Origin of the sequence: Pseudomonas sp. CFBP 8770 (assembly GCF_014841705.1) — a bacterium.
GTDB lineage: Bacteria > Pseudomonadota > Gammaproteobacteria > Pseudomonadales > Pseudomonadaceae > Aquipseudomonas.
This window is the reverse complement of sequence record NZ_JACYUL010000002.1, coordinates 235,694-249,042: the sequence shown is the minus strand read 5'-3', so window position 1 is coordinate 249,042 and position 13,349 is coordinate 235,694. Positions and strand designations below refer to the sequence as shown.

The window sequence follows — 13,349 nt, the reverse complement described above, 5'->3', positions numbered from 1 at the left end:
AGTAAACATGTTATGATATAACGTATTTATTCATAATTTAGGGTAACAATCATGAAACCTGGAATCCACCCTGACTACCGAACCGTCCTGTTCCACGACACGGCTGCGGACGTCTATTTCCTGATCGGTTCGACCGTGGAAACGGATCGAACCCAGACCCATACGGATGGCAACGTGTACCCGTATGTCGCCCTCGATGTCTCGAGTGCTTCACACCCTGTCTACACCGGCCAGGTCCGCAAGACACAGGCGGAAGGCCGTATTGCCGGGTTCAACAAGCGTTTTGCCGGTTTCGCGTCGAACAACAAGTGACCCCTCATAACCCGTGTCGCTGAAGCCAATGGCCCCCGCTGGCTTTGATCTTGGCGACACGTCTACTCGGGTGCATGTCACATACCGTCGTGCCAAGCCCTTTATCGCGAGGGTATGCAGTTAGACTGTGCACACATTTCAGGTATGGATCCCGAGCCGTGAGCGTGATTCTGATCAGCATTGTGTGCATCATCTTCTGGACCACCGTGTCATGGCTCTCAGGCACTGCGGAGCCGTGGGACGCAGCGGGTTACTGGACCATTGTCTATCCGGTAGCGCTGGTGCTGTCAGCCATTCTGGGGGCAATGTTTCTACGCTTCAGCCTGATAGCCGGGGCGATAGTCATGTTCGCCCAACTCCCGGTGGTCGTAGTGTCTGCCGGCGTTTCGCCCCTGCTGACCGCGGGGATCATCTATGTCGCCCTCCTTTCCATTCCCGCAATGATGATCTCCTGGGGGTCCGGAAAACTACGGCGTTTTTGCAGCCGTTGAATGGCGGCAGGCTGCTGGCCCCTCTGCTCGGCATTGAGCCTTACAGTATCGGGTGATGAGGCATCGGAGATGCTCCGATGGCCAATACCCTCGATAAGGAGATGCGAGATGAAGGATCAGGACAACCATGCGCTAGTGAGCACGTTGATATTCCCTATTGCTCCCATCGTGGTGATTTTCGCGCTTTCGGCTCTCTGCGCAGATATGTGGCACGCAGCCCATTACACGCCGGGTGAAGATGGTGGTGAAGTTGAGCCTGCCATGGCGCTCATTCTGATACCGCTGCTGCTGACGATTCTTGCCATGGTCCTTGCGGGAATGACAGCACTCAATCGTTGGGTCGCCCGACGGTTCGCTCCGGGCATCTGGTGGCGCTTCGCAATGGCCATTCCGCGAGTGCTGCTGGCGGGCCTGTCACTGCTGCTTTTTCTCGTCTCCGCGGGTTTCTTCATGGGCGACGTGACGGCCATAGGACACTGGCAGGTAGTTTGCGCCTGGATTGCCTGCCTAATCGTAGTAGCGACGTTCGTTGTTCAGCAGTATCGCCGCCTGACTGAATGAAAATCGAACGTAGGCACCGCCGACGACTTCGTGGCGGCGGGTGGTTCTTCGATCTGGAACAGTCGCGGTGAAAGCCTCTGCAGTGCTGGTGCAGATCAGGAAGCATTGATTGCGTATGACATGGAGACTGGCGAAGCGGGTGTTTTTAGCCTGGTGTGAAATCCGCCCATGTGCTGCCCGCCTTTAGAGTCACCGGCTAGTTGTCTCGAAGCAGCTTGCGGCAAGCTAACAAGAGTCGTTGACGTCACGCTCCTTTCAATTCCTGCGGTGAGACTTGCCTGACTGTGCCGACGGCTGCTGCGTTTTTGCAGTGGCATGGGATATGGCGTTTATACGAATACCGCAACCTATCAAGATGGCCTAACTCAAGGTTGCGGCACTTCAGGGCAGTTTGGAACCGCCAGAACTAACGTCTGTGATGAACCACAGATTGGTCGCTGGGCATTATTCCGGAACGGTAACGTCCGCCTGCCCGGTTTCATCCAGTGCCTTGCGCACCAAACCATTGGCCTTCTGCCGCTTCACAAAGTCCTGAATGTATTCAGCGCCTGCCGTGTGCTGCCGGGGCACGGCCATGGCTTGGCGAATGGACGTGAATTGCCCCTCGATAACTCGGTATCCAGCATGTGCCGCAGCGAATTTCTCCAGCGGCTGACGCACACCGGCCGCGGCATCCAGCCGCTGATCGAGGAATAGGTCGACTGCGCCCGCCGACGTTTCAGCCCGATGCAGCTCGGCATGCTTCAATGTCCGCGACAGGTAGAGGTCGTAGGCCGCACCTTTACCCACCGCAATCTTCAAGCCAGCGCTGTCCAGATCGTCAACTTGGGTGAACGTCGATTCGGCTCGCACCAGATATGTCCCTTCAATGGCCACGTAGGGGTCACTGAAAGCAACTTGCTCAGCACGAACCGGCTCAATAGCCATGAACGCCACGTTCCAAGTGTTCTGATCGAGCGCGGCAAAGACTTTCCCCGCCGCATCGAACGTGACCATTTCCAACGGTACGTTCAGTTCTTTCGCCAGGGCTTTGGCCAGTTGAACCGAGACGCCTTGTGGGCTGCCATCGGCTGCTTGTTGCGCCAGCACAGGGTTACCAAAGTTGATCGCGGCGCGAAGGGTGCCACCGGGTGCGAGGTCAGCAAGTACGGCGGGTGAGACTGTGCTCATTTTTCTCTCCAAATCCATAGCCTGAACAGGCAGTGAGAAACCGGCGGCAAGGGCCGCCACAAGGAACAGATGACGCCTGATAGGACGCCATGAAGTGAACGTCGGCTCGGCGCCTGTTCTTGCTGAATCAGGTGTCCGAAGTCTTGGCGCTTTCATACCAAGGCGCTTCTTCTCTTGATCTCAGTATTGAGAATGAAGTCATTTTCCGAATAGTCGACCGGGCAATCAATGACATGCACGCCTGGCTCGACGATGCATCGCTCTATCAACGGAAGAAAAGCTTCTGCACTTTCAACCCGGTGCCCTTTAGCTCCATAGCTGTTGGCGTACATGACGAAGTCCGGATTGCCATAATCCAGGCCGAAATCCTCGAAGCCCATGTGCGATTGCTTCCAGCGGATCATCCCGTAGCCATCGTCACGCAGAATGATGACAATCAGATTCATCTTCATCCGCACTGCCGTTTCCAGCTCTTGGCTGTTCATCATGAAACCGCCGTCGCCACACACTGCAACAATCGGCTTCTGAGGATAGACCAACCGAGCGGCCATGGCCGAGGGAAGGCCAGCGCCCATGGTCGCCAGCGCATTGTCCAGCAGCACGGTGTTGGGCATATGCGCTTTGTAGTTGCGGGCAAACCAGATCTTGTAGATCCCATTGTCCAACGCCACGATGCCTTCTGAAGGCAGCGCCTTGCGCAGGTCCGCCACCATCCGTTGCGGGTACATGGGAAAACGGTTGTCTTCGGCGCCTTCTATTATCTGAGCTTCGTTAGCGCTACGGATCGTCAAGAGACGGCTGAAGTCCCAGTGTTCCTGAGTATCCAGCGCTTCGGAAATCTGCCAGATCGCATTGGCGATGTCGCCCACCACTTCAATCTGCGGGAAGTACACAGGGTCGACTTCAGCCGAGCGGAAGTTGACATGAACCACTTCGGTGCCGCCACGAACCATGAAAAAAGGCGGTTTTTCGATGACGTCATGGCCAACATTGATGATCAGATCCGCAGACTCGACGGCTCGATGGACAAAATCACCCGAGGACAGTGCGGCGTTGCCAAGAAAGCGCGGATGACGTTCGTCTACAACCCCTTTGCCCATTTGTGTCGTGACAAATGGAATACCGGTCTTGTCGATCAACTGACGGAGCACCTTGGCGGTCATCTTCCGATTGGCGCCTGCACCAATGACCAGGATCGGACTTCTGGCCGCTTCGAGTTTCGACACAGCTGCCGCAATGGATTTGCACTCAGCCAATGGCCGACGGCTCAGGCTTGGTGGAATCGGCATGCTATCGGTCTGTTCGGCGGCAATATCTTCAGGCAGTTCAAGATGCACCGCGCCTGGCTTTTCCTCTTCTGCCAGCCGTATGGCTTCACGAATACGGGAAGGGATGTTGTCCGCTGATGCCAACTGATGGGTGTACTTGGTCAGGGGCCTCATCATCCCGACCACATCCAGTATCTGGAAGCGGCCTTGCTTGGACTTCTTGATCGGCTTCTGCCCTGTGATCATCAGCATCGGCATGCCGCCAAGGTAGGCATATGCACCGGCCGTCACCAGATTCGTCGCGCCAGGGCCCAGAGTGGACAGGCAAACGCCGGTCTTGCCGGTCAAACGCCCGTACGTAGCCGCCATGAAGCCTGCAGGTTGTTCATGGCGAGTGAGAACGAGCTGAATGCTTGAACGGCGCAACGACTCCAGTAGATCAAGGTTCTCCTCACCGGGAATCCCGAACACGTACTCGACACCTTCACTTTCCAGGCATTGCACTACCACATCAGCGGCCTTGGCCATCTTGTTACCTCGGTTTTGGTAAGCGATTTGGCATCGCTTACGAATCAATTTCGGCGCTTTCACAGCCCTGATCAATGGCCTTTACCGTGCTTCCTGGCTCGCGACTACCACGCTCTCGACCGAATCCTTGTTGGTCACCCGCATGAAAACAGTCATCAAGAAGCCAGCCATCAGCAGTGCGCTGAGGAACAGCAATCCATTGGCCGCACTTTGGCTGTTGCCCTTGACCATACCAATCAACGACGGCCCGACGAAACCGCCCAGGTTGCCAATCGAGTTGATGACGGCAATCGACACCGCTGCGGTGGTGCGATCGAGAAACAATGTCGGCAGCGCCCAGAATGGTGATTTGAAGCTGTACAGCCCGGACAACGCGAGGCAGATCATGGCCATGGCGACATAGGGGTTGGCCAGCAGGCCTGCTCCGAGGAGCCCCAGTGTCGCCAGGAGCAGCGGAATGGCTGAGTGCAACTTTCGCTCGTTGCGCTTATCCGAACTGCGAGACCAGAAGATCATCGCCGCCGTGGCCACGATGTACGGCAGCATTGCGATCAACCCGATCTGTGTATGCGTCAACGACTCGGAAAAGCTCTTGATGATCTGCGGCATCCAATAGCCTACACCGAGGCTGCCACACTGGTACACGAAGTATATGAACGAGAGGTACAACACCTTGGGGTTGGTCATCGTCTTGTAAACGCTCAAGCTCTTGACGTTCTTGCGGCTTTGCCGATCGCGCTCGAGTTCGGCAACCAGCCAGGCCTTTTCTTCAGGCGTTAGCCACTTGGCCTGCTCCGGTTTATCTGTCAGATAGAAAAAACAGGCAATGCCCAGGAAGACTGCAGGGATGCCTTCGAGAAACAGCATCCAGCGCCAGCCGCTCCAGTTGAACCAGCTGATGTTATCCATGATCCAGGTGCTCATCGGCGCGCCGATGATATAGCTCACCGGGATGGCCGCGGTGAACAACGCTACCGTGGTCGCCAATTCTTTGGAGCGGAACCAGAAGGTCAGGTAAACGATGATTCCCGGGAAAAATCCAGCCTCGGCCACCCCCAGGAAAAAGCGCAGAACATACAGCTGATTGGCCGTTTGGGCGAAAGCGGTTGCCGCCGCGATTACTCCCCAGGTCACTAGAATTCGGGCGATCCAGACCCGTGCACCAAACTTGTTGAGCATCACGTTGCTAGGCACTTCAAACAGGAAATAGCCAATGAAGAAAATACCGGAAATGAAGCCGAAGGCCTCGCTGGTGAGTGCCAGCTCCTTGTTCATTTGCAACGCGGCATAACCGATGTTGGCGCGATCCAGGTAGGAAACGATGTAAAGCAGGAAAACGAAGGGGATGATGCGCAGGGTTACCTTGCGCACGACTGCGTTTTCATCAGGCGTATTATTCTTGTTCATGGCGACCTCACTGTAAGCAAGCTGCTGCATGCTCATGTACTTGTTATGGATCGGGCGTTACTCAGGCAGAAAAAACCATGCAGACAGGGCTTCCGGTGGTGGCCGTGAAACCTGTCTTGCTCAACCCTCCTTTGTGCGAATCCACAGCCAAAGAGATGAGGGTGTCGCTGTCTTCGTTGAGCGCAAAGATGAAGCGCCCATTGGGAGTCAGTGCAAAAAAACGGGGCGTTTTGCCGTCCGTGGGTGTGAATTCAACCGGGTTCAACAAGCCTGTTTGCTGATCGATGGCAAATACGGCAATGCTGTCGTAACCGCGGTTGGAGGCGTAGACAAAGCGACCGCTGCGGTCCACTTCTATCTCCGAAGCGCGGCTGTTTCCGGTGTAGGTGCAAGGCAACGTGGACATCACTTGAAGCGGCTGCAACGAACCGTCTTCCGCTGTGAACTCATAGGTGGTCACCGTCGAGTCCAGCTCGTTGATGACATAGGCAAAGGGTGCCTTGGGATGCAGTGCCAAGTGGCGTGGGCCCGCCCCTTCTCGCGTCGTTGCAAAGGGCTGATCGGCCGGGAACAACTTGCCGTTGTCAAAGCGAAAGCTGAATACTTTGTCCAGCCCCTTGTCCGGCACCAGCACAAAATTGCCGGAGTGATCGAAGGGGTTGAAATGCGGCTTGGCAAACGGCTGTTCGACCCGGTGCGGGCCCGCCGTACCATCAAGTTCAATCAGCTGATTGACCGTCCCCAGCGAACCGTCCTCAAGCACATTCATCACTGCCAGCGAACCGCTGAGGTGATTGGAAACCACCAGAAAACGCTCACTCGGATCCAGCGCGAGATGCACCGGATTCCTTCCTTCACAGCTCTGCTCATTGATGAAGCTCAACTTGCCGGTCGCTTTGTCGACGCTGAACGCGCTGACTTCTTGCTGGTCGCCATGGACGGTATAGAGCCGATCACCTGCCTTGTTGAGTGCCAGGAAAGACGGGTTGACCAGATCCTGCACAAGTTGGATTAGTGCCAATGTGCCTTTTTCTTCGTCCACCTGGTAAACCGTGATGCCATCGCCGCGCGCATTTCGCGCGCGGGTGGTCCGTGACCCGACGTAGGCGTACATAAGAATTGTCTCCGGATGGCTGAAAGCCTTTCAACGAATAGCCCTTTGCCTCAGGGCTGACCGCGGCACTCAAATGCCGCAATCGCAACTGCAATCATTGCCTGGTACGTTTGACTACCTTGCGGATCACGAACGGCAGCACGCCGCCGTTGGTGAGGTAACGTATTTCCTGCAATGAATCGATACGGGCGTCCAACTCGATCACTTCTACCTCGCCGTTGCTCCGACGCAGAGTCATGATGACCGGGTTGTTGCCTACTACCAGATCATCCTGCCCCGCGAAATCGAAGTGCTCGCTGCCGTCCAGATTCAAGTCCTGCACCTGTTGACCCGCCTTGAACTGCAGCGGTATCACGCCCATGCCAATCAGGTTGCTGCGGTGAATTCGCTCCACGCTGCTGGCCACCACGGCTTTGACGCCGAGCAGCGCCTGAGCCTTGGCCGCCCAGTCACGGCTTGAACCCGCGCCATAGTTGATGCCTGCAAAGACCACCATCGGGATTTGGTGGCGGGTATAGCTCTCGGCTGCCAGAAACAACGGCAGGCACTGGCTGTGGTCCGCGTTCCACGCCCAGACGCCAAGGCCCGGCTGATCGTCTGCCAATAGCAGGTTTTTCACCGAGCGGTTGGTGAACGCGCCGCGCAACATCACCTCGTGATTGCTGCGGCGGGTGGAGTACTGATTGAGATCCTGAGGATCCTCACCTCGCTCCAGCAACCACTGGCCAGCCAGACTGTTGGCCGGAATCGCACCGGCTGGGGAGATATGGTCCGTGGTGACGTTATCGCCCACCACCATGAGTACACGTGCGCCACTGATGGCCAGCGAATCCCTGGGCTCGGCCTTGATGTCCGCCAGGTATTGCGGGCGACGCAGATAGGTCGACTCCGGGCTCCAAGGGAACTGCACGCTGCCAACCGCCGACAGCGCCTGCCACTGATGGGTCCCGTCCCAGACCGTCGCCAGGCGCTGCTGGAAGAACTCAGGCTTGACCACTTCGAGCACCTGCGTGGCGATATCGGCATCGCTGGGCATCACGTCGCGCATGTACACCGGCCGGCCTTGTCGATCCTCCCCGAGGGGCTGCGACTCGAGGTCGATGTCGATGGTCCCGGCGATGGCATAGGCCACGCAAAGCGCAGGCGATGCCAGATAACCGGCCTGCAGTTTCGGGTTGACCCGACCTTCGAAGTTGCGGTTGCCGGACAACACCACCACACCTTTGAGACCCTGATCGGCAAACGCCTCGACGTGCTCTTCCAGCTTGCCGGAGTTACCGATGCAGGTCATGCAACCGAAGCCTGCGAGGTCGAAGCCCAACGCTGAAAAGTCTTCCAACAGGTTCGCTTCGGCCAGGTAATCAGCCACTACTTGCGAGCCGGGAGACAACGAGGTTTTCACCCAGGGTTTGCTTTTCAGCCCCAGCGCCCTGGCGTTACGCGCCAGCAGACCGGCCTGGATCATTTGCGACGGATTGGCTGTGTTGGTGCAACTGGTAATGGCCGACATCACCACGGCGCCGTGAGTGATCGGCTCGCCAAAGCTGGGCTCGAAAAAACTCTGCTCGGCAGGACCGGCAATCAGATTGCCGCCGCCCATTACACCTTCACGGAACGAGGCGGCAGCATTCGCCAGGCTCTGACGTTGATGGGGCTGATGGGGACCTGCAACGCTTGGCTCGATACTGGCCAAGTCGAGGTCGATCAGTTCGTCGAACTGCGGCTCGGCATACTCATCACGACGCCACAATGGCTGGGCAGTCATGTAGGCGACAACCTTGGTGCGCAGCTCGGCGGAACGGCCAGTCAATTCAAGGTAGCTGAGCGTGTCGCTGTCGAACGGGAAGAACACCACCGTCGCGCCGTACTCGGGCGCCATGTTTGAAACGGTGCCGCGGGCCGCCCAGCTCAATGTGGACAGGCCAGGGCCGGTGAACTCGACGAATTTGCCGACCACCGAACGCTTGCGCAGAATTTCCGCCACGTGCAGCGACAGATCGGTCGCGGTCACGCCGGGACGCATGACGTTGGTCACACGAATGCCCACTACTTTCGGAAAGCTGATCGGGACCGGCTCCCCGACCATTGCCGCCTGCCCTTCCAGCCCGCCCACGCCCCAGCCCAATACGCCAATGGCGTTGATCATGGGCGTGTGGCTGTCAGTGGCGACCATGTCGTCCGGGTGGAGGATGCGCAGGCCGTCTTCTGTCTTGCTTTCCCAGACAACCTGGGCCAGAGCCTCCATGTTCATCTGGTGGATAATGCCGGTACCCGGTGGAATAACGCCAAAGTTGTCGAGACTCTTCTGGGCCCACTTGATGAAGCGATAGCGCTCGCTGTTGCGGCGGAAATCGATGTTGAGGTTCTCTTCAACGGCATCCGCTTCAGCATAGTGCTCAACGATGACTGAGTGATCGATCGTCAATACGGCGGGAATCAGCGGATTCATCGCTTTGGGATCGCCACCCAGCTCCGCCACCACGTCCCGCATGCCGGCGAAATCTGCCAATGCTGGCAGGCAGGTGGTGTCATGGAACATCAAGCGGTTGGGCTGAAACGGCACCTCGCACTCGGGGCCTTGACCCAATGCCCGGGCCAGTACTGAAGGTAGCGCCTCAGGCGTGCAACGCGCGACGTTCTCCAGCAGGATGCGGATCGAATAAGGAAGGCTCGCAATCTGGGAAGGCGTCAACATCTTGTGCAGATCGACGTAAGCGATGTGTTCGCCATCGATCTCCAGAGTGTTCAGCAAGTCGGTTGCAATCTCGGTCATGGTTGCATCACTCATTTTTATAATGTCCGCGCTGTAGGTCGAGGGCTCACTCGCTCATCGCCGATGGATGAATATTAGGAGTGCAGCCCTGGGTTGAAAATTGATGTATTGCCAAGGCTGCGTTCTCCAAACAAGAACGCCCGCCGCTCAAAAGGGTGTTTGTTTGAGGTTATCGATGAGGGTTTTCAAGGTCGGTGATGCCGCTTCGTATTTGCGGAAAGCCAGCAGCAATGAGCGCTGCGCCCATGCTTCGTCGAGGGTGACAGCCTTGAGTTTGTGACTACGGACATAGGGCTGCAGCACGGTGCGCGGCAGGATCGCCAGGCCCAGTCCGGTAGAGACCATTCGGCACATGCAATCAAAACTGCTGATCCGGATGCGCAGCTTCAGCGTCTTGCCAAGCTTGTCGGCTTCGCTGGTCAACAGGCTGTGCACCGAGCTTTCAAGGTGCGGTCCGATGAATTCGTGCTCCAGCACTTCGCTGAAGCGGATGTTCTTTTTGCTGGCCAGTGGATGACCCTGAGGGACCACCAGCGTCAGTTCGTCACGCCGATAGGGCGCGGTCTCCAGGCCCTGGGCGGCGGTCTGGTCGGCGATGATGCCCAAGTCGGCCCGCCCATCGGCCACTGCCCTGACAACCGCCGAGCCGACCCGCTCCTCGATATCGAACTTTATCTGCGGATAGGTCGAGACAAAGCGAGCGATGTCGCCGGGCAAGAACTGCGAAAGCGCGGAGGTAATGGCGTGAATGCGCACATGGCCTTTGACGCCTGACGCGTAGTCACCCAACTCGTTATCCAGGCTGGCCAGGGTCTGTTTCAGCTGACGGGCATAGAACAACATCGACTGACCAGCAGGAGTAAGATCGACACCGCGTGCACCGCGAATCAATAGCTCGGAACCGGCCTGGGCTTCCAGTTCGGTAATGCGCTTGCTGACTGCAGAAACGGCCAGATGCTTGAGTCGTGCAGCACGGGTCAGGTTGCGCTCCTCGGCAACGGTGATGAAAATGTCCAGGCTGGTCAGGTCGTATCGCATTGGCATTTCCTCTCTGCTGGCGACATGCAACTCTGAACGGGTATACGCCTTTCCGTGCGAGCATTTTGTATGCTTGACTAACAGAATACAATATTATTTCGTGTTACTCGTTAAGCACGGCTTGTATGCCTGCTACGGCAACAGCCTGACCAACCGATGCAGTGGAAATGCCTCCAAGTGTATTGGCACAGCGCGTCGTGACTCGGCTACAGAGCCGCGTTCAGAGCTGAAAAGTCGCTATGGGCAACCAGACGAGCGCGCAGATGAATCCTTGGTGTTGCAGCGGTATTCGCAGGCTCCGATCACCCCTGAATGACTGCGGCTACAGCCTCACCAAACCCTCTGCAGCCCAGGTTGCCGCCTAGATCGAACGTCCGGGTAGCCGGATTCTCCAGCACTGCATCGACGGCACGCTCCATTGCCAGGCCGGCCTCGACTAGAGCATGGCGCTGGTGGTGCTCGCCCATCCACTGCAGCAGCATCGCCACCGAAAGAATCATCGACACCGGGTTAGCCTTGTCCTGCCCCGCGATGTCCGGCGCGGAACCATGTTGAGCCTGCGCAGCGCAATGCGTATCACTGGCCATGATCGAGCCAGCCAGGCCCAAGCTGCCAGACAACTCACTCGCCAGATCGCTAAGAATGTCACCATAGAAGTTGGTAGCAACCAGCACATCGAAACGCTCCGGGTTTCGCACCAGGTGCGCAGTAGCGGCATCCACCAATAGGTCGTCGAGCGCGACTTCAGGAAACTCCAGCGCAACGGTTCGAACGGCTTCGAGAAACAGGCCATCGGTCATGTGAAAACTGTTGGCTTTATGGATCGCTGTGACCTTTTTATTGCGTTTCATTGCCAGCTCGAACGCGCGCCGGGCGATGCGTTCGCTGCAATGACGGGTAATCTTGCGGGTGGAAAGCGCCATGTCAGGGCTGGGCATGACCTCGCCCCAGCCTTTGCTCATGTTGCGATCCGGATAGAAGCCTTCGGTTGCCTCGCGCATGATCACCAGGTCCATGCACTTGCCCACTTTCATGTTGGACGTCAGAAACGACCAGGTCCGCGCAGGGCGGACGTTCGCGTACAGGTCCAATCCGATCCTGAAACCCGCCGACACATTGCGCCCGCCCTTTTCCGGCACCGGATAATCAGCGTGCGATTGCGTCCCCAGAATGATCCCTTCGTAGCCTTTGGCTTTGTTCAGGGTTTCGTCACGCAACGTAGTCCCGTGTTTTTCCAGGCAGCTGAAGCCGACGTCGTCATAATCGAACGTCAGGTCAAGTGCGGATCCTGCGTTCACGGCCTCCAGCACCCGCATGGAGGATTCAATGATTTCGGGACCGATGCCGTCGCCGGGCAGAACCAAAATGCGCATAACCTTCTCCTTCTTGTTTTCATTCCCTGACGTGGGACTCCAGTAATTGCATATTATATATATAAAGTACAATAAAAATTATGCCCTAGGTGCGCTGGCAACTCCAATGTACAGCTCGGAAACATCGGTATGGTTCAGTAGGTATTGGCCCACGGCAGAGTTGGCCAATCTGCTGGATGACTTACTGTCTGGAGATAGGGGTGGCGGGCTAGCTATCAGGCATACCGTGTAACCGCATTTCGCAGGCAAGACTCACGAAGTGGCTATTCAAACCAGAGAAGCAGCGCCCTCGCGTGAACGCTTTTCGGCTTCATCTCGGGCCTCTTTATCCGTCTTCTGTCGGCCGACGATATCAAGGTGATGACGGAGGAATCCGGCAGCTGCTTCGCACTTGCCGCTTTCGATCAGGTCGAGCAGTTGGATATGCTCGGTGGACTGAATGATCAGACGCTGCCGATCCAGGTTGGCTTTGTAGGCCATGAAGCGGCGCAGCTGATTTTGTCGGCGAATGGCCTCAAGGAAAAACGCGTTCCCCGAACAGCGCACGATCAGCTCATGCAGTTGAGCATTGATGTGAAACAACTGCGATCTGGAGAGGCTGAAAATATCGCCATCAAGCAGCTGTTGTTGCAGCGCTCTTGCCTTGGCGAAAGCGGCTTTGTCGACCTTGTAACCAGGTTCAAGCAACGCCGCGGGCTCAATGGCCATACGAAAACGATAGCTTTGAATATGGGCGCTGGAATCGTGCAGGAAAGCATTTATTTCCCAGCCCTGGCCCGGCTTGCGCTCGATCATCGCTTCGTTGGCGAGGCGGTTGAGCACTTTGAGTAACTGACCGCGTGGCACATCGTACTTACGCAGCAGTTCCGCCTCGAAGAACGATTTGGGAATATCGCCACTGAGAACGTCATCGACGACGCGCAGATAGAAGTCTTCAAAGGGATCGACATCCAGCGGCAGCTTGGCTGTATCGATATTTCGAGCATCGCAGGTCAGGAAATAACCACGATTCTGCTCCCGGCGGGCGATACCGAGCTCTTCGAGCAAGGCGAAACAGCGGCGGATCGGTGAGCGGGAAACCCCCAGTTCCTTGGCGAACGCCTCTTCGCGCAATGGATCCCCATTGCGCATCGAGCGCGCACGGGCCATATCAACGATTTTCGGTGCCAGTTGCTCTGCCAGATCGGACTTGATCCGAGGCTTGGTCGTGCCCTGTTCAGGGGCTGAGGCTACACCGATAGAGTTCATGATCGCTCGTGAAGATGAGGGTTGATGCGCGAAGGCCGGCTCCATCAGCCGACCCCCGTCAAAATA

The 13,349-nt window shown here is 57.0% G+C and carries 11 protein-coding genes; 3 read left to right on the top strand and 8 right to left on the bottom strand.

Annotated features, from left to right (window positions below):
- The first annotated feature begins 51 nt into the window (after positions 1-51).
- The 3 genes from IFT98_RS05985 (at position 52) to IFT98_RS05975 (ending at position 1,364) form a co-directional block, all read left to right on the top strand.
- The gene (locus IFT98_RS05985; RefSeq protein WP_122713851.1) at positions 52-312 is read left to right on the top strand and encodes a type B 50S ribosomal protein L31; all 261 of its coding nucleotides are present in this window, start codon (positions 52-54) and stop codon (positions 310-312) included.
- 158 nt (positions 313-470) lie between these two features.
- Positions 471-803 (top strand): hypothetical protein, encoded by a 333-nt coding sequence (locus tag IFT98_RS05980; RefSeq protein ID WP_192047741.1) that lies wholly within the window; start codon positions 471-473, stop codon positions 801-803.
- 108 nt (positions 804-911) lie between these two features.
- Positions 912-1,364 (top strand): hypothetical protein, encoded by a 453-nt coding sequence (locus IFT98_RS05975; RefSeq protein ID WP_192001006.1) that lies wholly within the window; start codon positions 912-914, stop codon positions 1,362-1,364.
- 444 nt (positions 1,365-1,808) lie between these two features.
- On the opposite strand, the gene IFT98_RS05970 is transcribed toward IFT98_RS05975, so the two are convergent.
- From IFT98_RS05970 to IFT98_RS05935, 8 genes are all read right to left on the bottom strand, one after another.
- The gene (locus tag IFT98_RS05970; protein WP_192047740.1) at positions 1,809-2,534 is read right to left on the bottom strand and encodes an ABC transporter substrate-binding protein; all 726 of its coding nucleotides are present in this window, start codon (positions 2,532-2,534) and stop codon (positions 1,809-1,811) included.
- 152 nt (positions 2,535-2,686) lie between these two features.
- The gene (locus tag IFT98_RS05965) at positions 2,687-4,330 is read right to left on the bottom strand and encodes an acetolactate synthase large subunit (RefSeq protein ID WP_192047739.1); all 1,644 of its coding nucleotides are present in this window, start codon (positions 4,328-4,330) and stop codon (positions 2,687-2,689) included.
- Positions 4,331-4,411: 81 nt separating this feature from the next.
- Positions 4,412-5,737 (bottom strand): MFS transporter, encoded by a 1,326-nt coding sequence (locus IFT98_RS05960; RefSeq protein ID WP_192047738.1) that lies wholly within the window; start codon positions 5,735-5,737, stop codon positions 4,412-4,414.
- 61 nt (positions 5,738-5,798) lie between these two features.
- Positions 5,799-6,851 (bottom strand): lactonase family protein, encoded by a 1,053-nt coding sequence (locus IFT98_RS05955; protein ID WP_192047737.1) that lies wholly within the window; start codon positions 6,849-6,851, stop codon positions 5,799-5,801.
- Positions 6,852-6,945: 94 nt separating this feature from the next.
- Entirely contained in the window at positions 6,946-9,624 is a 2,679-nt protein-coding gene (gene acnA, locus IFT98_RS05950) for an aconitate hydratase AcnA (protein WP_192047736.1), read from the bottom strand.
- A 147-nt stretch (positions 9,625-9,771) separates the two neighbouring features.
- Positions 9,772-10,662, bottom strand: a complete 891-nt coding sequence (locus IFT98_RS05945; protein ID WP_192047735.1) for a LysR family transcriptional regulator — start codon at positions 10,660-10,662, stop codon at positions 9,772-9,774.
- A gap of 302 nt (positions 10,663-10,964) precedes the next feature.
- Entirely contained in the window at positions 10,965-12,035 is a 1,071-nt protein-coding gene (locus tag IFT98_RS05940; protein ID WP_192047734.1) for an isocitrate/isopropylmalate dehydrogenase family protein, read from the bottom strand.
- A 267-nt stretch (positions 12,036-12,302) separates the two neighbouring features.
- Complete coding sequence (locus IFT98_RS05935; protein ID WP_192047733.1) at positions 12,303-13,283, bottom strand: GntR family transcriptional regulator; 981 nt, start codon at positions 13,281-13,283, stop codon at positions 12,303-12,305.
- Positions 13,284-13,349 lie beyond the last annotated feature (66 nt).